Source organism: Mucilaginibacter gossypii, from assembly GCF_017569325.2.
GTDB lineage: Bacteria > Bacteroidota > Bacteroidia > Sphingobacteriales > Sphingobacteriaceae > Mucilaginibacter > Mucilaginibacter gossypii.
Genome location: NZ_CP071878.2, coordinates 2,427,461 through 2,453,716, shown reverse-complemented (window position 1 = coordinate 2,453,716; position 26,256 = coordinate 2,427,461). Strand labels below are relative to the sequence as shown.

Genomic DNA, 26,256 nt, shown 5'->3' with positions numbered 1-26,256 from the left:
GAATTCTGAAAATTCTGATCAATAAAAAGTATTAATTTTGCCCGTTCATCACAAGGGATAACCCTTAAATTTATGACTGACACAAGCAATTTATTTCAACTGGCGGTAACATTACTGCAACAACTAATATCCATCCCGTCGTTTAGTAAAGAAGAAGATCGCACAGCCGATCTGATCAACGAATTTCTGCAGTCGCATGGGGTAACCACTCATCGTAAGCTTAACAATATCTGGGCCTGGAATAAACACTTCGACCCGGCTAAAGAAACTATCCTCCTTAACTCACATCATGATACTGTAAAGCCCAATTCGGGCTATACACGCGACCCTTACGATGCCAAAATTGAAGATGGTAAATTATATGGCCTTGGCAGTAATGATGCAGGGGGCTGCCTGGTTTCACTTATAGCGGTATTTCTTTATTTTTATGATAAGGAGAACCTGAAATATAATTTCTGCCTGGCGACTACCGCCGAAGAAGAAATTTCAGGCGTGAACGGCCTGGAGCTGATCATTCCCGATTTGGGGCAACTATCTTTTGGTATAGTAGGTGAGCCAACCCTGATGCAGTTGGCAATTGCCGAACGGGGTTTAATGGTGTTAGATTGCACTGCTCATGGCCGTGCCGGCCATGCCGCCCGCGAAGAAGGGGAGAACGCTATCTACAAAGCATTAACAGATATTGAATGGTTCCGTACTTTTAAGTTTCCGAAAGAATCAGAAGTTTTTGGGCCGATAAAAATGTCGGTTACCATTATTAATGCTGGCTCACAACACAACGTTGTGCCAGCCAGCTGCGTTTATACCGTTGATGTGCGAGTTACTGATGCTTACCGCAATGAGGAAGTGCTGGAGATTATTCGTGAGCATGTTGCCAGCGATGTAAAACCGCGCTCTATCAGGTTAAAACCATCATCTATCCCTAAAGAACATCCCATAGTTCAGGCTGGCATAGCTCTTGGCCGTACCACCTATGGCTCACCAACAACATCCGATCAATCATTGCTGGATATCCCTTCCATAAAAGTTGGTCCCGGCGATTCCGCACGTTCACATACTGCCGATGAGTTTGTTTATGTAGATGAGATCAGAGAAGGCATTGAGTTGTATATTAAGATGCTGGAAAGTATTAATTAACATTGTCAAAATAAAAATTTGCCATGACACGTTGTAGAATCCAGACTTAAGAACTTTTCAAACTTCGTAAGTCTTTCTTCTCTGGCTTTGTCATTGCCTTTCAAAGTCCGCAGGATTCCAAAACTAACGATGACGGCTTATAATGAAACAGCCAGCTTAACAGATCGGTTAAGCTGGCTGTTTCATTATAAGAATAAACTTAATTTACCCGAGTTGAGCATATTTTACTGATTAGTAGGTATATAGCCAATTACATAGAGAAACCAAGCGGTAAATTATATGATACAAGGCATTTACTTTTACTAAAAAAATGTAGTTTTAAAATTCGTGAACCAATAAGTTTATATACCCTTATCTTAATGCCCTTAAAACGCTATTGCCAGCTTTCGGCAAAAACATTCTTGCTCATCATCTTATGCTGTATAACCTGCTTTTATGCATCGGCTCAAAAAAAGAACGCGGGGTATAAGTACCATATCCGCAGGGCTGCTTCGGCTATTAATATAGACGGGGTGATGAATGAGCAAGCCTGGATGCAGGCCGATTCGGCGGGTGATTTTTTTATGGTACTGCCGATGGATACCAGCAAGGCTACTGTTAAAACCGAGGTACGGATGACCTACGATGATAAAAACCTGTACATCATGGCTATCAATTATAATTCGGTCCCGGGGCCTTATATGGTTGAATCGTTAAAACGTGATTTCAGTTTTGTAAAAAATGATAACTTCCTGATTTTCATGGACCCATTTGATGCCCGCACCGATGGCTTTAGTTTTGGCGCCAACGCGGCGGGAGGGCAGTGGGACGGCAGCATGTATGAAGGCGGCAAGGTTGACCTGAGCTGGGATAACCGCTGGTATTCGGCAGTAAAAAATTATCCTGATAAATGGGTTTGGGAAGCATCCATCCCATTTAAGAGTATCCGTTACAAAAAAGGTATAAAGGAATGGGGAATCAACTTTAGCCGTAATGATCTCAAGACTGCCGAAAAATCAAGCTGGACACCCATCCCACGGCAATTTCCTACAGCTTCATTGGCTTATACCGGCACACTTGTTTGGGACGAAGCGCCCCCAACAGCCAGCAGTAACGTATCTATAATCCCATACGCGCTTACGGGTTTATCTAAAGATTATCAGCATAATACCAAAACCGAATATAAACCTGAAATAGGAGGGGACGCCAAGATCTCCGTCACACCATCCCTTAACCTCGATTTAACAGTCAATCCCGATTTTTCGCAGGTTGATGTTGATCAACAGGTAATCAACCTCAACAGGTACGAACTTTTCTTTCCTGAAAAACGGCAGTTTTTTTTAGAAAATGGCGACCTGTTTGCCAACTTTGGTTACTCTGATATTCGCCCTTTTTTTTCAAGGCGGATAGGCCTCAACGTACCGATTGATTTTGGAGCAAGATTGACAGGTAAATTAGATAAGGATTGGCGTATAGGCGCTATGGATATTCAAACAGGCGGCTCGGGCAGCGCCCGTCAGGCTCCTGAAAACTATGGCATTATTACCCTGCAAAGACGGATCCTTGATCGCTCAAACGTCGCTTTCCTATTTGTAAATAAGGACGCTACTGCCAATATTCCCGGCACCAATACCGGATCAACTGCTTATAACCGTAACATAGGCGCCGAGTTTAACCTTGCCTCACGCAGCAATATCTGGACAGGCAAAGTACTCGCTCTTAAATCATTTACACCAGGTGTAAGCGGGCATGATTACGTGTTATCCGATCATTTTCAATACCTGAGCAAATACTGGACGCTTTATATGCAGGAGGAGTACGTAGGTGAAAACTACAATGCCGAAGTGGGGTATGTTCCCCGTGTTGGTTATGTGAAGCTGAGTCCGCTGTTACTCCGTAACTTTTTTCCTAAGCAGGGCAATATTCTGAGCCATGGCATCCAGCTTACCTCCAATTACTTTTTCGATGAGTCGTTTCACCGTACTGATAATGAAAGTATCCTGTCATATTTGATCACATTCCGTAACCGGGCAACATTGTCGGTGTCTGGTATAAATGATTATGTGCGCCTTCTGAGGCCTTATGATCCAACCAATATAGGTAAAGGTTTATTACCTACCGGCTCTGAGCATAACTGGAACACTATTGATGTGCAGTTTGTATCGAAGCCGCAAAATGTGTTTACCTATTTGCTGGAAGTATCGCACGGTGGGTATTATGATAAAGGCGTTCGTAATAGCGTTACAAGTTTAATAGGCTATCGTTTTCAGCCCTATGTAAATATTGCTATCAATACCTCCTTCAATGATTTAAGGTTGCCGCAGCCATTTGGCCATAATACGTTCTGGCTGGTAGGGCCAAAAATTGATGTTACCTTCACCAATAGCTTGTATTTTACCACCTATATACAATATAATGAGCAGGTGGATAATATCAACATTAATACCCGCCTGCAATGGCGCTATAAACCTGCTTCCGACCTGTTTATTGTTTATGGCGATAATACCACGCCATCACCGTATACAGTAAAAAACAGACAGTTAACGTTAAAATGGACGTACTGGTGTAACTTATAATTAGCTGGAGAATGAACAGCTTTTTAAGATTCTGGGTATTTGCATCAAATTTTAAGTAAAACGTCGGCAGTTAGTCTATTTCATACTTTTCGTAAGGGATCTCAAAGCTAAAAGTGCTTCCTTTACCTGCATCACTTTTCACACTGATTTTTCCTTTTTGCAACTCGAGCAACTGCTTGCAGATATACAAACCGAGCCCGGTACCAGTATTGCCTTTGGCCGAATTGGTTTGATAATACTTGGAGAACAGGTTAACCTGCTGCTCCTGGCTGATACCTGCCCCTGTATCAGTAATATCAATTGTTAATTCGCCTTTACTTTCCGCAAATTTAAGGGTTGCAATGATCTTTATGCTGCCGGTATCTGTATATTTAATGGCATTACTAATGAGGTTCACCATGATCTGTTTAAGCCTGAAGCTGTCGCCCAAAACTTCAGCGTCAGGGTCGCCTTCAAAATGATAGTTTAACCCCAGTTGTTTTTTATCGGCGCTGAATGCCATACTTTCGATAACCTCTTTCAATGTTTTATCAGGGCAAAAGGGGTCTTGATGGATTTTTAGTTCACTGCTTTCCATTTTGGCAGCATCAAGTGTATCGTTAAGTGTTTGTAACAACAGGTCGGATGATGCTCTCACAGTACCCAACATTTCCGCCTGTTTGGGCGTGAGTGTCGTTCTGCTGAAAATGTATAGAAAACCATTTATTGATGTAAGCGGATTACGGATTTCATGGCTCATATGCAGCAGCAAGTCCATTTTTTGCCGGGCTATCATTACTGCGCGCTCGTTCTCCTTAAGTAAAAGTTCTTCAGATTTTCCCAGTTTAATAACAAACACGATCAGCAATATGGCGAAAGCCAAAAGCAGCAATAGCGTAATCAGGTAAAGTTTATTCAGTAAGCTTGTTGTTTCAAGATAGCTATTAAAAGCCAAACCCTTAAAGGCGTCGGTCATGCTGTAGTTGATATCTTTAATAGCCGCAATTAGTTGCTCCATTTTATGAGTAATACGCATATTAAGCATAATGAGCTGCCGTTGTGTTTCCTGTAATTTTAAGTTGCTCTGTTCTAGCTGTTTGAGTTTGTTGAGATAGGCGTATTTATCTTTAGTTCGGAGCTTTTGAGTAACCGAATCTATGTAAACGCGTGTTTGATGATTAATGACAACATTACCGGTGCCGGTTGCATAGGCATTTTTATTTTTTATAGCCTCTTTGATCCTTGCAAAAAAACCTTTCTTTTTTACGTTTCCTGGTTGAGTTAAAGTGTCGCTGCTGCTTTGCACCGTTCGGCTGCTTTTAACTGCTAACCTATTTTGAGCTGTTGCCGTATTGAGGTCTGAATAAGTGGTTAACAGGGAATCAAAGTCGCGCCGGGCGGAGAAGAGTTCGGCGGATAACTTTACTTTTTGAGTGTGCCATGTGTGGAGCTGCGCACGTTGTGCTGTGTTAAGCATGGTTGTATCATGCTGCATATTAAGCAGCGTGTCAATTTCGGCAAAAGCCATTGAAAGTTTATCCTGATAGGCCTGAGCTTTAGCGGTACTGGCATCTACAAGCGATGACTGAAACAGATCTTCGGCCTCGTGGAGTAATAATAACGCCTGCTGCGGCCTGGAGTTGTTAAGATCCATAAGGTGCGACACCCGGGCCGTATGCGCCAATCTTTCGGTGATCTTGTCCCTCACGAAAAGGGCGGCGATGACTAAAATTATTGTAAATGCTAAAAAAGCAAGCAGGATTTTCCTTGATAAAACGTTCATATATTTATTTTCATCAGTATGCCGGACTTTATTAATTTAAAATCGATTCCGACGTTCCCAATGGTTTTGAAGAACAATGATAATGATAAAAATAATAGAATCATTCAGCGATTGCTACCGTTGATTGTCAGGTTTCTTTAAGGCAGGGTTAAACATGTAACTTATACTTTATCAGATGATTTTCGCCTGGGTTAAATGTTGTGGGTGTTATGGAAATGGAAGCTTTTATTTTAACCAAAAGTTATGTGGCAGAAAAAATAGCTTGAGATGAAAAATATCCGGCCGGTTAAAAAAATACAATTACGTAGTTAAAGATTTAATACCTGTCAATATTGGTGATAGCGAAATTAAAATTCATCAAACGTTGTGCGACTGTCTGTAAATGGAGAACTATAAGGATTTATAATTAAAAGCTTATAATCAACGATGAAAGTCCATTCTGATGTTTGATTTTTTTTATGGGTAACCAGGTCTTCGCAGCCGAACGCATAATCTATATCTAATACTATTCGGAAACTTCCCTGGCCTGTGTTCTGATCAAATTTGATCCGGTCAAAATTTAAGCTGACCACTTCCGGCGAGCCCTCAGGTCTGAATTCACGTTCAAGGGCATACTTAAGCTGTTCGTAGTTTGCTGAAAGAGGCTCAAATATTGTATTCAAAAAATTCAATAAGCTGGCAGGTTCATCCTTTAACTCATCGAGCTGCCCTTTGTGAAGTTTAATTTGCAAGCTGTTTATCATCAAAACAAAATTAAAAACAAAGCCGGATTAAATGAAATGCGAAATAGAACGAGTGTTTGTGCTCATTTTGTAAAAAAAGAGCCGGATGAATTTTTGATGCTGAACTGGATATTCTAAGTTAAAAAGAATTAAAAGGGAATGCCTTATTTTCATTTTTTAATTGTTTTTATTACATTAATTACCGAATGAAATCGATTGCTTTTGAACATTTTTTAAAACCAAGGCATATCCCGTTTCTTACGATGTATCAAGAATGTCTCCGCTATAATTAAATGGCCCGTTTAGTAAAAAAGGCTTGTTACAGATCCTGTTTTTGAGTAAAGTGACAATTTTTAATATTTTTTTTATAATTGTTGTTTTGACAATAAAAGTTTTTACATTTAGCTTTCTATAGTAGCCCAACCTATTTAGTTATAAACCAGTTAAGACCAATTCATGGAGATTTTGAACGATGCTTATATTATTGAGCAATTAAAATTGGGGAACAAGGAGGCCTTTGAAGCAGTATTTAAAAAATACTATAAGCTGCTTAATGTATCGGCCTTTTATATTTTACGGGATGAAATGGAAGCTGAAGACACCGTTCAGGGTTTTTTTGTCGATCTTTGGGAAAGACAATTATACACCAATATTAATTCGTCATTAAAAGCTTATTTAACTACAGCAATCCGTAACAGATGCCTCAAAAAAGTTGAAAGCGAAACACGAACGCAAAAAAAATTGGTAGATTATAAATATACACTTACCGAAATAGAGGAGGAAGAAACACCTGTACCAGAAATTTATCCTGAAAAAGTGCTGGCTGATTTGTCGATACAGCGGATGCAGGCTTTTACCCTGGTGCATTATGAGCATAAAAAGTATAAAGATGCGGCCCTTGAAATGGGTATTAGTATAAATTCTTTGAAAACTCATTTGAAACTGGCGATAAAAACTTTAAAAGAAGGGTTAAAAAGTGCCAAATAAGTTCACCCTTTTATCCATAATGAGGTCTTATATATAATGACATACAATAAAGCGTATTTTCAGGAACTGATAATTGAGCAAATTGCAGGCGTAATAAGTGAGGAAGACAGTCATTTGCTTAAACAGGCTATACAAAACGATCCCCGGATTAAACAACTGTGGGATGAAATGCAACAGGTACTTACTTCAGATAAAGCTCAAACCTTCTTTAATAATATTGATGAAAATAAAGCCTGGAATACAATCCAGCCCGAAATAAAGCCGGTACGATCGATCAGGCCTGGATGGGCAGGCGCAATAAAATGGCTTTCTATAGCGGCTTTATTATGTGTCGCTTTTACTGCCGGATATTATTGGCGGCAAATACCGGTTAATACTCTTGTTGCTGCAAAAAAAAATCTTAAAAAACCGTCCATTGAGTTACGGCTGGCAAACGGTGAGCATATCAACCTGTCTGATACCAGCAAAAAGGTGATTAATATGTCGTTTGCTCATTTAAAGAAAGGTGTTAACGGTTTAAGTTACCAGGTAGATAATAGTAAAAATGAGGAGTGGAGCACACTCGTTATTCCTTCAAAATTAAACTACCGGATAGTACTTTCAGACGGTACACAGGTTTGGTTAAATTCGGTATCGAGCCTGCGCTTCCCGTTTTCATTTTTAGGCAAAACCAGGGAAGTGTACTTAACCGGCGAAGCTTTTTTTAAAGTTGCAAAAAATGCTGCTCACCCCTTTATAGTTCATACAGGCCAAACTGATGTGAAAGTTTTAGGTACAGAGTTTAATGTAAATACTTACCATGCCGATGAAACAGTAACTTCGTTGGTTGAAGGCTCGGTATCAACAAGCGGGGGGGATAAGCAAAAAATGCTTTTACAACCAGGCTACCAGGCTGTTTATACATCGGGTTCCGGGTTCCGGGCTCAGCCATTTGATCCTGGCGTTGAACTGGCCTGGATGAATGATATTTATTATTTCCATAACACTAAACTTCACGATATAAGCGATGTACTGCTCCGCTGGTTTGATGTAAAAGTAGTTTTTGACGATCCTGCGAAAGCTGATGAAGCATTTAGTGGCGCTATTCAAAAAAACAAACCAATTGAAGTTTTTATTCAAAATATTAAAGCATCTGCAGGAGTTTCGGCCCTTTTAAAGGAAGGGGTTTTACACATCAGGTAAGAAAACGCCACGGTTAAACCACAACCTGTTTCCTGGTTATTTAATGCCTGGCCGTTATGCGCCATGGGAATCATTTGCCCTTGTTTGTCAAACGGATAGCATTAGTAATGTATTGAAATAGTGTTGATTAACAATGTTGGTTTTTCATTTTAATAAAAAATACAATTTTTCTTATTTCCGTTCACCCGTTTTAGCAGGAACAGGTCTTAGAGAAAACCAAATCGTAAACCCAATAAATATGGAGAGAATTCTATTCAGCCGGCGGCTTATACTGCCCTTTATTTTTCTTTTATTGGTAACCCGGTATAGCGCTGTACAAGCGCAGGGTACCGGACCAATAACACTTAAAAAGGCTAACATCAGTTTGGCCGATGTATTTAAATCAATCAAAAAGCAAACGGGCCTAACCGTTTTTTACAGTAACACTCTTTTGAATGACAAAGAATTGGTTACTGTAGATTTTAAAAACGCTGAACTGAAAGAAGTGTTCGGCGTTCTTTTAAAAGGAAAAAACCTGACTTATGTAGTGCGCGACCAACTCATTGTTATTGAAAAGAGTGAACCCGCGCCTGTTGCCCCTCCATCAAAGAAAGAGCCTTCGGCCGCTCCGGTACCCAAAAAGGTACAAGGGGTTGTTTCTGATGACAAGGGGCTTACTTTACCAGGTGTAAGTGTTAAGGTTAAGGGAACCATGAACGGCACACAGTCAGACATGGATGGAAAGTACACTCTCAATTTAAAGGAAGGCGGAAGTTCAATTATTGTATTTTCATTTGTGGGATCAAAATCGCAGGAATTTGATCTTGCAAATTATTCCCCATCGGCAGGCGGCGTTTATAAAATAAATGTGCAAATGGGCGCTGATAAAAATGGCCTTGAAGAAGTTACTGTAGTTGCCTACGGTACGCAAAAAAAGGCGAGCCTTGTCAGTTCGATTACCTCTATAAACCCTAAACAGCTCAAAGGTCCGTCAAGTAACCTTACCACCATGTTGGCAGGCGTTGTACCGGGGATGATCTCTTATCAAAGAAGTGGTGAACCGGGTGCTGATAATGCCCAGTTCTTTATCAGGGGCGTGGGTACGTTTGGAGCTGGTAAGGTTGATCCGCTGATATTGATCGATGGCATTGAAATGGGCACAACCGATCTGGCAAGGCTTCAGCCGGATGACATATCGGGCTTTTCGGTACTGAAGGACGCTACAGCCTCATCACTATATGGCGCAAGGGGGGCAAACGGTGTAATATTGGTAACCACTAAGCGTGGTGAAACAGGGGCTGTAAAATTCAATATCCGGGGTGAAAATTCAACATCATCAAACGTCAAGAATATTGATCTGGCCGATAATATTAGTTACATGACATTGGCTAATGAAGCGGTACTTACCCGTAATCCGCTGGGCATCTTGCCTTATTCTCAAAATAAAATAGATCATACTGCAAAAGGTGATGACCCGCTGTTATATCCCAGTAATAATTGGATCAAGCAGTTGATCAAAACCAAAACCAATAACCAACGGTTTAATATGAACGCCAGCGGCGGGTCAGAAAAAGCTAAGTACTATCTGGCCATGACCTATAATATTGATAATGGCAACCTGGCCGAGAACAGCCTTAACAATTTCAGCAACAACATTAAGCTGCAATCATATTCTCTTTTATCAAATACAACTTTAAACCTTACTAAAACCACAGAGGCGGTGGTGAGCTTAAAAGGTCAGTTTGATAGTTATCATGGCCCTATCGGCGGCGGCGGTTACACTTTTTTAAATGCCCTTTGGAGTAATCCTGTAGCTTTTCCGGCAATTTATCCGGGTAATTTGCTGCCATATGTAAACCACCCGCTTTTCGGTAATGCCATTATACCCGGCGGCGGTTTGTATATGAATCCATATGCGCAATCTCTGTCTGGTTTCCAAAGCTCAAATACCAGCACACTGACAGCGCAATTAAGCTTAAGTCAAAAGCTTGATTTTATAACGCAGGGTTTATCGGCAAGGGCAATGGCGTATACTACGCGTTATTCATACTTCACTGTTTCGCGTCAGTATAGCCCTTATTATTACCAATCGGATGTAGTTAACGGAACATTTAATGGCTTAACGCTACTTAATAACGGATTGGCAGGCAGCAGCGTTGGCAATACGCCAACCGAATATTTGACTTATAATCAAGATCCGGCGTTAAATGTTTCTAATTCCATAGCTTACATTGAAACGGCGGTAACCTATAACCGCACCTTTGCCCAAAAACACGCTGTTAGCGGGTTACTGATCGGGACTATGCGTAACTATCTTACAGGTAATGCCAAAACATTACAATTATCATTGCCGTCACGTAATCAAGGGGTGTCGGGCAGGTTTACCTATGGTTATGATAACCGCTACCTATTTGAGTTTAACTTTGGTTACAATGGGTCTGAGCGTTTTGCAAGTAATCACCGTTTTGGTTTTTTCCCGTCTGTGGGTGCAGGTTGGGTAGTATCTAACGAGAAGTTTTTTGAGCCATTGCTTTCAACTATCGATAACCTTAAATTCAGGGTTACCTATGGTTTAGTGGGTAACGATCAGATAGGAAAGCCGGAAGATCGTTTTTTCTACCTGTCTGATGTTAACTTAAATAATGGCGCCTATGGCCAGTTTGGTACCAACTACCTGTATAGCAGGCCGGGCGTGGTTACCAATCGTTATGAAAATCAAAATATCACCTGGGAGCAATCAAGGCAAACTAACATCGGTATGGATTTAACTGTGGCCAAAAACTTCACATTAACAGTTGATGCCTACCAACAAAAACGTGATAATATTTTAATGGTACGCAGCACCATCCCAACCTCTATGGGTTTACAGGCTGATATATCTTCAAACGCAGGTAAATCATCCAGTAAAGGGGTGGACATTGCTATGGATTACAAGAAAAACTTTAACAACTCTTTCTGGATCCAATCGCGCGGTACGCTTACTTATGCTAAGAGCAAGCTGTTGAAAAATGAAGAACCTGTTTACCCAAATAACCTTCAATACCTGAGCAAAGTAGGTAATTCCTTAAGCCAGATATATGGACTTATAGCCGAGCGGTTATTTATTGATAATGTAGAGGTAGCCAACTCGCCCGTCCAAAGCTTTGGCGACTATAAAGCCGGCGATATTAAATACCGCGACATGAATGGCGATGGAAAAATAACCAGTTCAGATATAGTGCCGATAGGGTATCCGCAAGTGCCGGAAATCATCTACGGTTTCGGTTTTTCTGTTGGGTATAAAAACTTCGATATCAGTGCATTTTTCCAGGGCTCGGCGAGATCTTCTTTCGTCATCAATTCGGCAGATATTTCTCCTTTTTATTTAGTGAGCGGCAGGCAGGATAACGGTCTTAACACCGGTAACCAAAGCGGCTTGTTAAAATCAATTGCCGATGATCACTGGTCTGAAGATAATCGTAACCCTTACGCGTTTTGGCCACGCTTAAGTAATACCATACAAGCCAACAACAGCGCAACCCCAAATTCTCCAACATCAACATGGTGGTTAAGAAATGGTTCGTTCCTGCGCCTGAAGTCGGCAGAACTTGGATACAATTTCAATAAGAGTCAACTCAAGTTTATCCATTTGAATAGCGCACGTATCTATCTAAACGGCTTAAACCTGTTAACCTTCAGCAGCTTCAAGCTTTGGGATCCCGAAATGGGAACCTCAGGATTGGGTTACCCGATTCAAAAAGTATTTAACGTGGGCCTGCGCGTAGAATTTTAAAAGCTTTCAAATTAATTATATGAAAAGTAATTTTATACAAAAAATTAAGCAATCGGTATTAAGTCAAACACCAAAGAGGAATATCTCCATGGTAATAATGATCTTGATAATGATTGTGCCGGTAACATCCTGTAAAAAATCATTTTTGGATGTTGTGCCTGATAACGTATCAACAATAGCCAACGCCTTTGTTTCACAAACCGAGGCCGAAAAGTATTTATTTACCTGCTACTCATACCTGCCAACGGAAACAGATCCTACTTATAACGTTGGGCTTACCGCCGGTGATGAAGTTTGGGTGGAAGACCCTGCAAATCACATACGGTCAACAAACGTACTGCAACTGCCCAGAGGATTCCAAAACTCGTCTGACCCTATAGCCAATTATATGAATGGTACCAGGGACGCGGCTGCGAATTATAAGGCTATACGGGATTGTAATGTTTTTATTGAAAATGTAAGCGACAAAAGCAAGGTGCTGGATTTGGATATTGACACACGTGAGCGTTGGATAGCGGAAGCCCAATTTTTAAAGGCTTTTTATCATTTTCAACTTTTCAGGGCTTATGGGCCAATACCCATTATCGATAAAAATCTGCCCATTGACGCGTCCATCGACGATATACGGGTAAAACGCAGGCCGGTTGATGAAGTAGTAAATTATATAGCCGGATTATATGATCAGGCTGCTGCAAAACTACCTTTAACAATCAGGAATGAAGGAAGTGAACTGGGGCGTGTTACCAAGGCGGCTGCTTTGAGTATGAAAGCCAAATTGCTGGTAACGGCGGCAAGCCCGTTGTTTAATGGCAACCCGGATTATAATTCATTCAAGAATAAGGATGGCGAGCAGTTGTTTAACCCTACTTTTAGTGTCGAAAAATGGCAGCGCGCTGCCGATGCCTGCAAAGCAGCCATTGATTTTTGCGAATCCCAAAATATACGCCTTTATACGTTTCCTACACCTACTAATCCACTTAGTCAAACTACTATGACTCAAATGGGTATCAGAAACGCGATGAGCGAAAAGTGGAATGAAGAACTGATATGGGGGCTAACTGCCAATAATAACATCAACTATAATTCATTCTTCCAGTCGATGTGCGCCGGGCAATATGATTTTAACAATGCCGATGCAGCAAAGTCAGCCAATCGCCCGTTACTTGGCCCTACCTTAAAAATGGCTAAGATGTTCTACACTAAAAACGGGGTGCCGATTAACGAAGATAAAACTCTTGATTTTAGTGATGTAGCCCAGTTAAGAGTTGGTACTCATGATGAGCGTTTTAACATCAAAGAAGGGGAAACAACTGCAAGGCTTAATTTTGACAGGGAACCGCGCTACTATGCCGATCTGGGATTTGACCGCGGTGTTTGGTATATGGCCAACAGCCCAACTAAAACCGATGAAGATACCTGGTGGATGAAGGCTCGTGGTGCTGAAGTAGGCCAATCTTCACCTATACCAATTGCTGGTTTTTATATGAAAAAAGCCCTTAACTGGCACTACGAATGGGCAACGGTTACCTATATCAATTACCCTTGGCCCGAAATGCGTTTGTCTGATCTGTATTTGCTTTATTCAGAGGCATTAAATGAAGCTCAGGGGCCTGTAGCTGATGTATATACCTACGTAAACCGCGTAAGGGCGCGGGCCGGCCTGCCTACGGTTCAGGATGCCTGGACTAATTACAGTATTAATCCAACCAAATATACTACGAAAGAAGGAATGCGGTCGATTATACAGCGGGAACGCAGCCTTGAACTTTGTTTTGAAGGCCACCGGTTTTGGGACCTTTTACGCTGGAAAACAGCCGGTGTTGAACTTAATGGAAACGTAACAGGATGGACAATAAGCGAAAATTCACCTCAGTTATATTATCGCGAACGGTTGATTTTTTCGCGGCATTTTGTGATTCCGCGCGATTACTTATGGCCGATAAAAGAAAGCGATTTACTGGTTAACCAAAACCTGGTTCAAAACCCTAACTGGTAGATATAGCGACAATATGTTTAACAATAAAAACATTCACATGGAAACAATGAAATTACGGGCTGCTTTCTGGATCGGGTTGTTAGCAATAATAATAACGGGCTGTAAGCAGGAAACACTTAATAAACCTACTATAACTAATAACAACCCGCCTGGAGTTGTTACCAACGTGCAGGTACAAAACGAAAACGGTAAAGCCAGTTTAACTTATACGTTACCCGGAGATAATGATCTGTTTTACGTAAAAGCAGTTTACGAAACCTCTCCGGGTAAAACACGCGAGGTAATTGCATCACGCTACACCAATACATTAACTGTTGATGGCTTTGGCGATACTCTGGCACATGTGATAAAGCTTTACGCAGTAAATTCAAGCGAAAAGGTTTCGGCACCTGTTAGTGTCACAGCAAACCCTTTAACGCCACCGTATCTTCTTGCTTACCGATCACTTAAAATAACTGCTACTTTCGGTGGTTTTAACATTGCTTGTGATAACCTTACCCAGGATAACCTGGTTATTGTACCAATGGTTGATACCGCTAACAGTGGTTTATATGTGCAGCCAAAGGGTATGGATAATGTTTACAGTAACAGCATCTCAATAAAAGCTGCTGTAAGAGGTCAGCCGGCTATTGAGCGTAAGTACGCATTCTTTGTAAGAGATAGATTTTTAAATAAATCCGACACTTTATTTTTAAATCTTACACCTTTTTATGAGGAGCAGTTTTCAAAATCGGATTGGTCGGTTTACAAGCTGCCAGGCGACGCAACCAACTTGTATTCATATACCGATGTAACTAAAATTTTTGATGGAAACTTTACCGGCGGTTGGCCAAATTGCCTCTTCACGGTTGAAAGTGCCGGAAGCCCGCAAATGGTAACAATCGATCTTGGTAAACAAAGGGTATTCAGCCGCTTTATTCTCAATCCATTCATCGAGATCGGCAACGTATATTATGTACGGGGTAATTTGCGTGATTTTGAAATATGGGGATCAAATTCGCCAAATGTGAATGGGGCGCTGGATGCTTCGTGGACAAAATTGTTAACCTGTAACATAGTAAAACCATCTGGTTCCCCTTCAGGTACGGAAACAGCTGCTGATTACAAATATGCACATGACGGATGGGGTTTTGATTTCCCTGCCGGATTAAGTGCTTACAGGTACATCAGGATCAGGAGCTTGCGTAACTGGACAGGATCGTACTTTATGAGTATCAGTGAATTTACCATGTTTGGAAAGTAACAAGGCCGATGCATTTATCAATTTAATTACAATTATGAAACTATATAAAATAACATCATGCTATCTTTTAGTGCTGGCCGCTTTCACTATGAGCGCCTGTACAAAAATGGATGATTATAAAAAGAAATATGAGCCCAATGGGGCAATAATATATCCGGGCAAACTGGATTCCGTTCAGGTGTTTTCTGGCAGGAACCGTGTTTTGCTAACCGGTCTGTTTACATCTGACCCTAAAATTGTGAAATACCGGGTATACTGGAATAGTAAACAAGATTCGATAGAAACGCCGGTAACCCGTACATCAGGGGTTGACACGGCTAAATTGTTCATACCCAATTTACCTGAAGGTACAATGACCTTCGAGGTCCGCACTTTTGATAACGGGGGGCATATTTCCGTTCCGGTTACGTTGGCTGCCAATGTATATGGTAATCTTTACCAAAGTTCACTTATCAACAGAGGTATAATCGCGGTCAAATTACAAACAGATGGCTCAGCGTTAATTAACTGGGCTGACGTGAATGCTGATGACGGATTGGTTTCAATGGAACTAAAATACACAGACGCTGCCAACAAACAACGCGATACAGTAATTGTATCGCAGCCAACTGGTTTAAGCACATCTCTGCCTAAATTTAATGCTGGAAAAACGCTTAGTTACCGCACAGGTTTTAAACCCAATAAAACGGCCATTGATACTTTTTATGCAGATTACGTAGATCAGAAGGTAATCGATGTAACTAATGCTTACCTCTTAAACACAGGGCCTTTTCAAAGAAACACCTTTGATGGCCGTTGGGGAACCCTCGCTGCGCCCTGGATAACCAATACGGCGGCCAAAAATAAAGATGGCGGTACCAATGGGGGCTATAGTTCTGATGGCGGTGGTACCATTAACTGGGAAACATGGAATAATACCCCGGTAGTAAACGGTATCGTATATCAGGTTACTTCTTCGCAGCTATCGGCAGGAAGTTATACTGTGTCATTTGATGCCTATTCGGAAGTGCAATCAAATTCATCGGTTTATTGTGTGGCAGCTGCCGGAGGGAACGGCATCCCGATACTCGCAAACCTTTCAACAGCGCTGGGATCTGTAAAGATGTATAACGGTGCAAATGTAGGTACAACCAGTCCGAATTCAAGAGACGTAAAAACCTTCACCTTTACAATCTCTTCACCGCAGGTGGTGTCCATAGGATTTCTGGGTAATCTGGTCGGTAATGGAAACCCGGGCAATTATTTTACAGTGTTTAATATTAAACTGTTTAAAAATTAAAAGTGATAAAAAGTCCCTGGTGTTAGCCAGGGGCTTTTTACTTTAATATAGCTATCGTTTACAATTGAGCTTATTCATAAATGGCTACTTGTACAGGTTCGTCCTCTGGTATTTCGTCAATTTGAGCTGATATCGATTTTTTTGTAGCATTTGAGGTAATAAAACTCATGCCAAATGCAAGTAAAAGCAGGGGTACTGTCATCCAGATTACCTGATGGATACCATAATGAGCAATCACAAAACCACCCAGTAAAGTGCCCAATGTAATACCGGCGTTAAAGAAGGAGGGAAGCAGGCTGTTTACAAAGTCAAGCGCTGGTTCCTGAATGCCATGGGTAAGCTGTATATTTGCCGCCAAAAATCCTCCGGTGTGTATAAATCCCCAAACTGAAAGAATAATAACCATTGGAATAAAATGTCCGCCAAACATATAGGCCAATACATGGGTTGCAACTAAAGACAGCAAAAACAGCCGCGTTGTAAGCGTTACATTTTTACTAAGCGCTATACCCATAAGCCAGTTGCCCGCTATCCCTGTTCCTCCAAATACCAGCAACATGATGCTAATCTGAGCCCCGCTCATACGCGAAACTTTATCCAGGTATTCGGCAAGATAACCATAGGTGGCAAACATGCCTGCAAGGACAATGGTTGAAGCCAGTAGCTTAATCCATAAGTGTACACTCCGCAGCAGCTTTACCTGGCTTTTGGGGCTTGGCTGTTCTTCATTAACCGGCATTGAAGGTGCAAATAGCGTCAATGCGCCAAAGGCTAATGAGTTAATGATGGCCGATAAGACAAAAGATGCCCTCCAACTAAAAAGATCTGCCATATAGGTGGTTAAGGGTACGCCCAACACGGTGGCAACGCTAAGTCCGGCCATTACTATCGAGATGGCTTTTGGCGCGTCTTTTGGCCCTGCTTGTTTTGCAGCTGCAGTCATGGATACAGCCCAAAACACCGGGTGTAAAAACGCCGGTAATATACGGGCAATCATAAGCACGGTGAAGTTCGGCGCTATTGCCGATAACAGGTTGGAAATAACAAATATCCCTAATACCAGGCACATCACAAATTTGCGGTTAAGACGTGCTGTTAGCATATTGGTAAACGGTCCGGCAAGCGCCACCGTTAACGCGAAAGCACTAAGCAGCCAACCTGCCGTATCAATGGAAATATGAAATTCTTTCACCAGGTCAGGAAGGATACCGATAACTCCGAACTCCGTGGTTATGATGCCGAAGGCACCAAGGGCCATAATGTAGATTAATTTATTCATGAGTAGATGTATTTGAATATTTGAATGTTTCGATGTTTTTATGTTGAAGTAACCAGTCAAATCAGAAGATGTCAGTACTTAGCTTTTCAGTTCGTTCAGGCAGGCAATGTAGTCGTCAAGTACCTGTTGGTTCAATACATATTTAAGGTTCCGACCTTCTTTTTGTGATAGTAATAAATCGGCATCAACCAGTTGTTTAAGGTGGTGTGATACGGAAGGCTGCGTAAGGTCAAGCAGATCATTTACCTCCGCACAGTAAAGGCAATCTTTCCTTTTTTTAAACTGTTGTAAAATAGCTATCCGGTTCGCATCGCTCAGCGCCCTGGATATTTTCTCTATTTTTTTGTTGTCCATTTTTTGCCGTTAATTATATATATTCAACGTTATAGTGTAAAGGTAAAATAATATTAACATATAGAAATGTTTCTATGTATTTAAAGCGCATAAATGACAATAAAAGGATATATGGGCAAGCCTTATGGGGGAGCGATGCTCCTCAGATGTTTCATTTTGTCACAAACACACCCGTTTGTTGGCACATTTGCCTGTTTAATAGTAATCATGCTGATCTTAATTTTATGGTATGAAAGTAGTAAGAGTACAATACACCACACGCGCGGAGTTTGCGGCCACCAATCAGCGGAACATTGCTGCCATTGTTGAAGAGTTGAAAACTTTAAATCATCCCGGTATTAAATATACAGCATGGCTATTGCCCGACGGTAAAACATTCATGCATTTTGATCAACTCGAAAATGAAGAAGCCCACCTTGTATTACAAGGGCTGGCTTCGTTCCATAAGTTTGCTGACGAACTTGAGGCCAGTGATTTAGAAGTCGAACCTAAGCTTGAGCTGCTTTCGCTTGTGACGTCTACGGAGACCTATTTTTAATGCACTAAAACTACTGTTTGCCGATTGGTAAAGCCGTTTCTGTTTTCGCAGCTTTCATTACGAGTTTGGTTTCTACCTTGCCAATGGCAACAACCGCGAAAAGCCGGTTCATCAAAAAATCATAGTACTCTTTGCGGTCTTTTACGGTTACCTTAAGGATAAAGTCAAAATCGCCGGTGAGGTGATAGCATTCCAGTACTTCCGGAAGTTTAATGATCTCACTTTCAAAATGACTTAAACTGTGCTGGCTGTGGTCCTTCAGTTGCACATGCGTAAAGGTCATGAAATCCAGCTCAAGCTTTTCATGATCAAGCACCGCAACATATTTTTTAATATAACCTCGCTCCTGGAGCGAACGGATCCTGTTATTGATAGGAGTAGTGGTTTTGTTAAGCTTAAGGCCTATCTCCTGGCCGGTAAGCCGTGCATTTTCCTGCAAAAGCTGGAGTATGCGGATGTCTGTTTCATCGAGTTGGTTGAGCATAAGAGTTATAAAAACTAAAATATAAGCTTCAAATATTTGTCAAAAGTTTTAAAACCTGTTTTTAAGAATATTTTTAGTCTTAAAAACCAAATTTTAAGTTCTGTGTGGATTATGAGATTGTGAATATACAATTTTACATCGTAATACTATGAAGCACGACAAAAAACAACTATCGCCGGTAATCCTTGTTACGGGCGCCCGGGGGCAGATCGGTACCGAACTGGTTGCCGCTTTAAGAAATGTTTATGGCAGGGAACAAGTAATTGCCACCGACTTACACGATGCTACGACAATCGTGGATTTAGAAGGGCCATATCATCAGTTAAATGTATTAGACAAAGATGAGCTGGAAAACCTGGTTGCTACCTATGGAGTAACTCAAATTTATCATCTTGCAGCTACCTTATCTGCCAAAGGAGAAGAGACCCCGCTAAAAGCATGGCACCTGAACATGCAAAGCCTGCTCAATATATTGGAAGCAGCCAAAGATCATAAATTGGATAAAGTGTTTTGGCCGAGCAGTATTGCCGTATTTGGGCCTTCAACAGCACGTAAGATCAGTCCCCAGAATGCTTTGCTTGATCCGCAAACGGTCTACGGTATCAGCAAGGAAGCTGGTGAACAATGGTGCGCCTATTACAGGGAGCATTATGGGGTGGATGTACGCAGCCTGCGTTATCCAGGATTGATCAGTTACAGCGCCCCGGCTGGCGGGGGGACTACAGACTATGCGGTAGCTGTATTTCACGAAGCTTTGCAGAATGGACGTTACGAATGCTACCTAAGCCCCAACACTGCATTACCTATGATGTATATGGATGACGCGGTAAGGGCTACACTTCAACTGATGAACGCGCCCGTGGAAGCACTCAAAGAACGCGGAGCATATAATATCGGTGCTTTAAGTTTTACACCTGCCGAGCTTGCCACAGAACTGAACAAGCACCTGCCCGATTTTACCATTAGTTATAGCATCGACAAGCGTCAGTCCATTGCAAACTCATGGCCGGCCAGTGTTGATGATACTGAAGCAAGGCGCGACTGGAACTGGCACCCTGAATATGATCTTGTCGCTATGACTGCAGATATGCTTGATCATCTTACACCTGTTTATAAAAACAACAACATTGCAACAGTGAGTTAAATAAGGGTTTGATGAGAGACCTGAATATTACCCAATCGATCACAGCCCGGGATGCTGCTTCGTTGGAGAAGTATTTTAGTGATATTGCCCGCGAGCCAACTATTAATACGGAAGAAGAAGTTCTGTTAGCCGGGAAGATCCGGCAGGGAGATCTGTCGGCTTTGCATAGGTTGGTAAAGGCCAATCTGCGTTTTGTGGTTTCCGTGGCAAAAAAGTATCAGCACCAGGGCATGCCCATGGGCGACCTGATAAGCGAAGGTAATTTGGGTTTGCTTGAAGCTGCGAAACGGTTTGACGAAACCCGCGGCTTCAAGTTTATATCTTATGCAGTTTGGTGGATCAGGCAGCGAATCATGGAAGCACTGTTAGATAAAACGCGGATGATCCGCCTGCCTGCCAACCAGGTGGATATGATTGTTCATGTTAACAGGGCTACAGGGGTTCTGGAACAACGACTTGAGCGACTGCCCGTTCAGGATGAAATAGCGGCATTCCTGGAAACTGCTGAATGGAAAGTGAAAGAAGCTTTGCATGCGGCGCCTTTTACACATTCGTATGATAAAGCCGATACACCCGGCAATGACGGATACAGCCTGCTTGATCGTTTACATACAGATGAACCCGGAATAGAAGGCCTTTTGGAAGCTTACCAACTTAAACAACAGCTCGATGATTTGCTTAATAAGCTAAACGATGCTGAACGATCTGTTGTGTTTTATCATTATGGTCTGGACGGGCACAGTGAACTCTCGGCTCCCGAAATCGGTAACCGGCTTGGTATTAGCGCAGAAAGGGTGAGGCAGCTACGAAACCGGGCTATTGACAAGCTTAGGGAAAGTGCTAATTTGAAAAAGCTTGAAATTTAAAATAAGCAGGTAGGGATTTTATTTTTTTCTGCGTCTTAATTTCTTTCGATACTTTATCCTGCATTAACTTCACCAGTCCATTATTCAGGGCTAATTTGCGATTAAAATGAGCTGCTGAACTATTTATCTTGCATCCGCTGGATTAAGCAAACGTTTGCGCTAAATTAAGATTGCAGGAAATTAGGCATTCCTATTTAACCTTTATAATTTAGGAACTTGAAAACATCATGGTCGGTACACTTAACACACGGTCAATCATGTTTAACCCTACAAATGGAAATGAAAAAAACACTCCTCTCTTTATTATTGCTAACCCTCATAATTTCACAGGTTTTTAGCCAGGCGAAACATAGTTTTAAAATTGCTGAAGGCAATTTTATTTATGATGGAAAATTTATCCAAATCCACTCGGGCGAAATGCATTTTGCGAGAATCCCTAAAGCTTACTGGAAGCAGCGCCTGCAAATGCTCAGGGCAATGGGTATGAATGCGGTTGCCACTTACGTTTTCTGGAACCATCATGAGGTTAGTCCGGGTGTATGGGATTTTAAAACGGATAACCGCGATATCCGCGAGTTTGTAAAAACCGCACAGCAGGAGGGCTTAATGGTAATATTAAGGCCGGGGCCTTATGCTTGTGCCGAATGGGAATTTGGCGGCTATCCTTGGTGGCTCCAAAATGATAAACAATTGGTTATCCGCAGTAAAAACGAACGCTTCCTTGATTCATGCAAAACTTATATTAACCAGTTGATGGGGCAGGTTAAAGACCTGCAAATAACCCATGGCGGGCCAATAATCATGGTTCAGGCCGAAAATGAATTTGGATCATATGTAGCCCAGCGTAGGGACGTGCCGCTTGCCGATCATAAAATTTACAGCGCAGCTATAAAAGATCTGCTTTTAAAAGCGGGCGTTGATGTGCCATTGTTTACTTCTGATGGCGACTGGTTGTTTGAAGGCGGCGTAATTAAAGGGGCATTGCCAACTGCCAATGGCGAAGGTGATACCAAAAATTTGAAGAAGCTCATTAACCAATATAACGGAGGAAAAGGCCCTTATATGGTGGCCGAATATTATCCTGGCTGGCTTGACCATTGGGGCGAGAAATTTGAAAAAGTATCAGAAACCTCGGTAATCAAAGACGTGGAGAAGTACTTGAAAGATACCGTATCATTTAATATATACATGGCACATGGTGGCACCAATTTTGGTTTCACAAGCGGTGCTAATTATGACAAGGAACATCAAATTCAGCCGGATATCACCAGCTATGATTACGACGCCCCTATTAGTGAGGCAGGATGGATAACTCCCAAGTTTACAGCTATCCGCAACCTGATGAAAAAGTATGCGGCCTATGCTATTCCTGAAGTGCCCGCGCAGATCCCTGTGATTCGTATTCCGGCTATTAAGCTTACCAAAACGGCCGATTTGCTGGAGATGGCGAAAGCCCAGCAGGCAGTAGAAAGCGATACCCCACAAACATTTGAAGCGCTTAATCAGGGCTATGGCTATGTATTATACAGTCGTAAATTTACCCAGCCTGTCAGCGGCACTTTAAACCTGGAAGGCCTGCGGGATTATGCAATCATATATGTAAATGGCGAAAAAGTTGCAGAGCTTAACAGGCAAAGTAATAAATTCAGCTGCCCTATAAATATTCCTTTTAATGCGCGTTTGGATATTTTTGTTGAAAACCTTGGCAGGATCAATTACGGGGGCGAGATCATTCACAATCTTAAAGGAATCATCAGCCCGGTGAAGGTTGATGATCATGAAATTAACGGCAACTGGCAAATGTATAAGCTACCTATGGATAAAGTACCGGCGCTCGGGGCAGGCACAACAAACACAACCGGCCATCCAGAACTTTACCAGGGAACATTTGACCTGAATAAAGTGGGAGATACCTTTTTAGACATGAAGAATTGGGGAAAGGGTATAGTATTTGTAAATGGGATCAACATTGGCCGCTATTGGAAAATTGGCCCACAGCAAACGCTTTATTTACCCGGCTGCTGGCTTAAAAAAGGTACAAACAGTATCGTTGTACTTGATCAGTTGAATGATATCCAGCAAACGGAGATTGTTACGGTAACCATGCCGGTATTAGATGGCCCGCTGAGTAAATAATATAATTTAACTTAAGGAATGACGGCAGGAAATTATCCTGGCGTCTTTTTTATGGCTGTTATTCAATAGGGTTGGGTTTTGATATTTAACTATTACTATTTAAACATAAGGGGTAATTTAACCTATCGTTTATATCAATAGATAAGCCTTAATAATAGTTCTAAATATTCGTACGGGTTGTTATATTCACGCTTAATTATGAAATTCTTAAGTTAGATTAAGGAAAATAAATCCTGTTTCATATTTCTGAACGAAACAATTTGCAAGCTTTTGGTTTGATAATAGGTGCCGTAAATCGATGAAGATCAGTAAGGTTCTATATGTTATATTTATATTATTGATCGGAACCAAAGCAAGGGTATCTGCACAAAACACCTATGTAGCCGCGGTGCACGGCGTGCTCGATCTTCGTAATCAGCCTATCAACGATAAAATTGAACTGACGGGAAACTGGCTGTTTTATTGGAACCAATTAATAAATCCCACTGACACCACTGCTATTAAAGACAGGCTTTTGGTTGAGTTCCCATTTAAATGGAGTGGCTATACCTGGCGGGGCAAAAAGCTACCTGCGTTTGGCTATGGTACTTACCGGCTTAAAATTTTACTTCCCCAAAAACACGGCGAATTAAAGCTGGCCATGCCTGATGTTTACAGCGCGTACAGGCTTTATATTAACAAAAAGTTAGTATCGTCGAACGGGAAAGTAACTACTTCCCGAAAGGGATTTGAAGCACATTGGGAATATCATGCTGTAGACCTGCCCAGCAGCGATACCATCAATATCACATTACAAGTTGCCAATTTTATACACAGTAAAGGAGGGATCAGTAAACCCATTTTCATAGGGCCTGCGGAAAGAATTGACCTGGCCCGGCATCGCGCCGAAGGAATTGATTTGATGCTGACGGGCTGTTTACTGATGGGGGGATTGTTTTTCCTCGGTTTATATCTGCTGGGCAGCCGTGATAAAGCCATTTTACTTTTTGCCCTGTTCTCTATAGTTTATAGTTACCGAATCATAGGTACAGATAACTATGTGCTGCACACCTTATTGCCTAATATTAACTGGTACATAACGGCCCGGTTGGAATATATGAGCTTGTTTTCGGGGATAGGTCTGTTTGGGCTTTACACGTTATACTTATATCCGGCAGATGTAAATCGGCGGGTTGTAAATATTATTAATGGCATTTGCTTTTCGTTCACTTTAATGACATTATTTAGTCCTCCGTGGATTTTTACCCAGCTCGTGAACCCATTTTTAGCAGTGATGCTGTTTTGCCTTGTTTATATTCCATATGTATACTCAAAAGCCTGGCGCAATAACAGGCCCGGATCTGTTTATGCTTTAATGAGCGCATTTGCTTTAATGTCGGTATTTGCGATATCGCTTTTTCATTACTGGGCATTAATACCTCCGCTGCAGCTGATTAGTTTTTTAGGATATATCGCTTTTTTCTTTTTGCAGTCGCTGGTGTTAGCGCACCGGGTATCATTTGTATTGAAAAAGGCGAGGGCTGAAGCCGAACAGGGTTTAAAGGTTAAAAGTGAATTTTTGAGCACGATGAGCCATGAAATCCGGACACCGCTTAATTCGGTAATAGGGATGAGCCATCTGCTGCTTAAGAACGAGCCCCGCAAGGATCAGATTGAACATCTCAACGTCATGCTTTTTTCGGCTAATAATCTTTTGGCGATAGTGAATGATGTATTGGATTATAACAAGATAGAAGCCGGGAAGATAACTTTTGAAAGCATTGAAATGGACCTGGCTGCACTTGCCCGTAATGTAGTAGGTGGTTTGCAAACAGTAGCACACGATAAGGATATAACCCTACGCCTTGATTTTGATAAGAAATTGCAGCATAAACTGCTTGGCGACCCTACCCGCTTATCGCAGGTAATTACCAACCTCGTTCATAATGCCATAAAATTTACTCCAAGCGGCGAGGTAGTTTTAGGAATTGAGGTGAAAGAACAAACCGAAACTACGGCTACATTAATGGTGTTTGTTAAAGATACTGGTATCGGCATTCCCCGCGGCAAACAGAAACTCATATTTGAACGCTTTACCCAGGCCGATTCGTCCATATCACGCAGTTTTGGTGGGACAGGTTTAGGTCTTGCAATCAGTAAAAAAATATTGGAGTTACAGGAATCGTCCTTGCAGTTAATTAGTGAGGAAGGAGTAGGCTCAGTATTTTATTTTATTAAAACCTTTGAAAAAGCGGGCAAAATATCCGAGGCGGTTAATGTTAACGTTAAACCCGATGCAAATGATAAGCTGCTGAGCGGAATCTCTATTTTGCTGGTTGATGATAACCCGATGAATGTGCTGGTAGCGCAAACTTATTTAAAACGCTGGGGGGCTACTACCGACGTTGCAACCAACGGACAGGAAGCACTTGACAAGCTGGATACGTCAAAACATCGTCTTGTGTTGATGGATTTGCAAATGCCTGTGATGGATGGGTATGAATCTACAAAGAGAATGAGATTGAACGGCATAAACATCCCCATTATAGCGCTTACCGCCAATCTTCCCAAAGATGTAGAGGACGAAGCTTATAAAACAGGTTTTGATGACATTGTGATGAAGCCTTTTTTACCCGATGAACTACATAGTAAAGTATTGCACCACGTTTTTAAGCAGGAGCATGTGTAAGATGTTCCTGAATCAAACTTCCTGTTTATTTTCTGAATAAAAATTTCATTTACTCATAGGGGTAAAATGATCCTGGCGTGTTTCAGGATAAATTTTACTAAAATGAACAGATTAGCTTCCTTATTACTTCTTATTACTTTTATTTACCCTTCCGATAATAATTGGGCCAGGCG

Annotated in this window: 18 protein-coding genes; 13 read left to right on the top strand and 5 right to left on the bottom strand. The window is 41.6% G+C overall.

Annotation, left to right across the window (positions count from 1 at the left end; translation table 11 throughout):
* Positions 1-72: 72 nt before the first annotated feature.
* Together J3L18_RS10315 and J3L18_RS10310 are read left to right on the top strand one after the other, a co-directional pair.
* Positions 73-1,137, top strand: a complete 1,065-nt coding sequence (locus J3L18_RS10315; RefSeq protein ID WP_112656903.1) for a M20 family metallo-hydrolase — start codon at positions 73-75, stop codon at positions 1,135-1,137.
* A 359-nt stretch (positions 1,138-1,496) separates the two neighbouring features.
* A complete protein-coding gene (locus tag J3L18_RS10310; protein ID WP_129568082.1) occupies positions 1,497-3,692 on the top strand; it encodes a carbohydrate binding family 9 domain-containing protein in 2,196 nt (731 codons plus the stop codon).
* 70 nt (positions 3,693-3,762) lie between these two features.
* Here J3L18_RS10310 and J3L18_RS10305 read toward each other — a convergent pair whose 3' ends face one another.
* Both J3L18_RS10305 and J3L18_RS10300 read right to left on the bottom strand, forming a co-directional pair.
* Positions 3,763-5,454: a sensor histidine kinase gene (locus tag J3L18_RS10305; protein ID WP_129568081.1), complete on the bottom strand. Its 1,692-nt coding sequence runs from the start codon at positions 5,452-5,454 to the stop codon at positions 3,763-3,765.
* A gap of 347 nt (positions 5,455-5,801) precedes the next feature.
* On the bottom strand, positions 5,802-6,197 hold the full coding sequence (locus J3L18_RS10300; protein WP_129568080.1) for a hypothetical protein: 396 nt from the start codon (positions 6,195-6,197) through the stop codon (positions 5,802-5,804).
* A gap of 435 nt (positions 6,198-6,632) precedes the next feature.
* Between J3L18_RS10300 and J3L18_RS10295 the strand changes: the two genes are divergently transcribed.
* From J3L18_RS10295 to J3L18_RS10270, 6 genes are all read left to right on the top strand, one after another.
* A complete protein-coding gene (locus J3L18_RS10295) occupies positions 6,633-7,163 on the top strand; it encodes an RNA polymerase sigma factor (RefSeq protein ID WP_091162836.1) in 531 nt (176 codons plus the stop codon).
* A gap of 36 nt (positions 7,164-7,199) precedes the next feature.
* Complete coding sequence (locus J3L18_RS10290) at positions 7,200-8,345, top strand: FecR family protein (RefSeq protein WP_129568079.1); 1,146 nt, start codon at positions 7,200-7,202, stop codon at positions 8,343-8,345.
* Positions 8,346-8,583: 238 nt separating this feature from the next.
* Positions 8,584-12,096: a TonB-dependent receptor gene (locus J3L18_RS10285; RefSeq protein WP_129568078.1), complete on the top strand. Its 3,513-nt coding sequence runs from the start codon at positions 8,584-8,586 to the stop codon at positions 12,094-12,096.
* A gap of 19 nt (positions 12,097-12,115) precedes the next feature.
* The gene (locus tag J3L18_RS10280; protein WP_091162838.1) at positions 12,116-14,092 is read left to right on the top strand and encodes a RagB/SusD family nutrient uptake outer membrane protein; all 1,977 of its coding nucleotides are present in this window, start codon (positions 12,116-12,118) and stop codon (positions 14,090-14,092) included.
* A 37-nt stretch (positions 14,093-14,129) separates the two neighbouring features.
* The gene (locus tag J3L18_RS10275; RefSeq protein WP_129568077.1) at positions 14,130-15,335 is read left to right on the top strand and encodes a DUF5000 domain-containing lipoprotein; all 1,206 of its coding nucleotides are present in this window, start codon (positions 14,130-14,132) and stop codon (positions 15,333-15,335) included.
* 34 nt (positions 15,336-15,369) lie between these two features.
* Positions 15,370-16,614 (top strand): DUF4998 domain-containing protein, encoded by a 1,245-nt coding sequence (locus J3L18_RS10270; protein WP_129568076.1) that lies wholly within the window; start codon positions 15,370-15,372, stop codon positions 16,612-16,614.
* Between the two features lie 70 nt (positions 16,615-16,684).
* On the opposite strand, the gene J3L18_RS10265 is transcribed toward J3L18_RS10270, so the two are convergent.
* A complete protein-coding gene (locus J3L18_RS10265; RefSeq protein WP_129568075.1) occupies positions 16,685-17,893 on the bottom strand; it encodes an MFS transporter in 1,209 nt (402 codons plus the stop codon).
* A gap of 78 nt (positions 17,894-17,971) precedes the next feature.
* Complete coding sequence (locus J3L18_RS10260) at positions 17,972-18,247, bottom strand: ArsR/SmtB family transcription factor (protein WP_129568074.1); 276 nt, start codon at positions 18,245-18,247, stop codon at positions 17,972-17,974.
* Between the two features lie 229 nt (positions 18,248-18,476).
* On the opposite strand from J3L18_RS10260, the gene J3L18_RS10255 reads away from it, so the two are divergent.
* Positions 18,477-18,785 (top strand): hypothetical protein, encoded by a 309-nt coding sequence (locus J3L18_RS10255; RefSeq protein ID WP_129568073.1) that lies wholly within the window; start codon positions 18,477-18,479, stop codon positions 18,783-18,785.
* 10 nt (positions 18,786-18,795) lie between these two features.
* On the opposite strand, the gene J3L18_RS10250 is transcribed toward J3L18_RS10255, so the two are convergent.
* Positions 18,796-19,269, bottom strand: coding sequence for an Lrp/AsnC family transcriptional regulator (locus J3L18_RS10250; protein ID WP_090525447.1), 474 nt, complete (start codon positions 19,267-19,269; stop codon positions 18,796-18,798).
* Between the two features lie 148 nt (positions 19,270-19,417).
* On the opposite strand from J3L18_RS10250, the gene J3L18_RS10245 reads away from it, so the two are divergent.
* The 4 genes from J3L18_RS10245 to J3L18_RS10230 all read left to right on the top strand — a co-directional run bounded on the left by J3L18_RS10245 (position 19,418) and on the right by J3L18_RS10230 (position 26,083).
* Entirely contained in the window at positions 19,418-20,413 is a 996-nt protein-coding gene (locus J3L18_RS10245) for an NAD-dependent epimerase/dehydratase family protein (RefSeq protein WP_129568072.1), read from the top strand.
* 11 nt (positions 20,414-20,424) lie between these two features.
* Positions 20,425-21,279, top strand: coding sequence for a sigma-70 family RNA polymerase sigma factor (locus J3L18_RS10240; protein WP_129568071.1), 855 nt, complete (start codon positions 20,425-20,427; stop codon positions 21,277-21,279).
* Between the two features lie 279 nt (positions 21,280-21,558).
* Positions 21,559-23,415 carry a beta-galactosidase gene (locus J3L18_RS10235; protein ID WP_129568070.1) on the top strand — a complete coding sequence of 619 codons (1,857 nt, stop codon included), beginning with the start codon at positions 21,559-21,561 and terminating at the stop codon, positions 23,413-23,415.
* 298 nt (positions 23,416-23,713) lie between these two features.
* Positions 23,714-26,083: a response regulator gene (locus J3L18_RS10230; RefSeq protein ID WP_129568069.1), complete on the top strand. Its 2,370-nt coding sequence runs from the start codon at positions 23,714-23,716 to the stop codon at positions 26,081-26,083.
* The last annotated feature ends 173 nt before the right edge of the window (positions 26,084-26,256 follow it).

Excerpts from the sequence above, each read along its gene's own strand:
- J3L18_RS10315 (WP_112656903.1), top strand. The coding sequence starts at position 73 with ATGACTGACACAAGCAATTTATTTCAACTGGCGGTAACATTACTGCAA.
- J3L18_RS10310 (WP_129568082.1), top strand. The coding sequence starts at position 1,497 with ATGCCCTTAAAACGCTATTGCCAGCTTTCGGCAAAAACATTCTTGCTC.
- J3L18_RS10305 (WP_129568081.1), bottom strand. The coding sequence starts at position 5,454 with ATGAACGTTTTATCAAGGAAAATCCTGCTTGCTTTTTTAGCATTTACA.
- J3L18_RS10300 (WP_129568080.1), bottom strand. The coding sequence starts at position 6,197 with ATGATAAACAGCTTGCAAATTAAACTTCACAAAGGGCAGCTCGATGAG.
- J3L18_RS10295 (WP_091162836.1), top strand. The coding sequence starts at position 6,633 with ATGGAGATTTTGAACGATGCTTATATTATTGAGCAATTAAAATTGGGG.
- J3L18_RS10290 (WP_129568079.1), top strand. The coding sequence starts at position 7,200 with ATGACATACAATAAAGCGTATTTTCAGGAACTGATAATTGAGCAAATT.
- J3L18_RS10285 (WP_129568078.1), top strand. The coding sequence starts at position 8,584 with ATGGAGAGAATTCTATTCAGCCGGCGGCTTATACTGCCCTTTATTTTT.
- J3L18_RS10280 (WP_091162838.1), top strand. The coding sequence starts at position 12,116 with ATGAAAAGTAATTTTATACAAAAAATTAAGCAATCGGTATTAAGTCAA.
- J3L18_RS10275 (WP_129568077.1), top strand. The coding sequence starts at position 14,130 with ATGGAAACAATGAAATTACGGGCTGCTTTCTGGATCGGGTTGTTAGCA.
- J3L18_RS10270 (WP_129568076.1), top strand. The coding sequence starts at position 15,370 with ATGAAACTATATAAAATAACATCATGCTATCTTTTAGTGCTGGCCGCT.
- J3L18_RS10265 (WP_129568075.1), bottom strand. The coding sequence starts at position 17,893 with ATGAATAAATTAATCTACATTATGGCCCTTGGTGCCTTCGGCATCATA.
- J3L18_RS10260 (WP_129568074.1), bottom strand. The coding sequence starts at position 18,247 with ATGGACAACAAAAAAATAGAGAAAATATCCAGGGCGCTGAGCGATGCG.
- J3L18_RS10255 (WP_129568073.1), top strand. The coding sequence starts at position 18,477 with ATGAAAGTAGTAAGAGTACAATACACCACACGCGCGGAGTTTGCGGCC.
- J3L18_RS10250 (WP_090525447.1), bottom strand. The coding sequence starts at position 19,269 with ATGCTCAACCAACTCGATGAAACAGACATCCGCATACTCCAGCTTTTG.
- J3L18_RS10245 (WP_129568072.1), top strand. The coding sequence starts at position 19,418 with ATGAAGCACGACAAAAAACAACTATCGCCGGTAATCCTTGTTACGGGC.
- J3L18_RS10240 (WP_129568071.1), top strand. The coding sequence starts at position 20,425 with ATGAGAGACCTGAATATTACCCAATCGATCACAGCCCGGGATGCTGCT.
- J3L18_RS10235 (WP_129568070.1), top strand. The coding sequence starts at position 21,559 with ATGAAAAAAACACTCCTCTCTTTATTATTGCTAACCCTCATAATTTCA.
- J3L18_RS10230 (WP_129568069.1), top strand. The coding sequence starts at position 23,714 with ATGAAGATCAGTAAGGTTCTATATGTTATATTTATATTATTGATCGGA.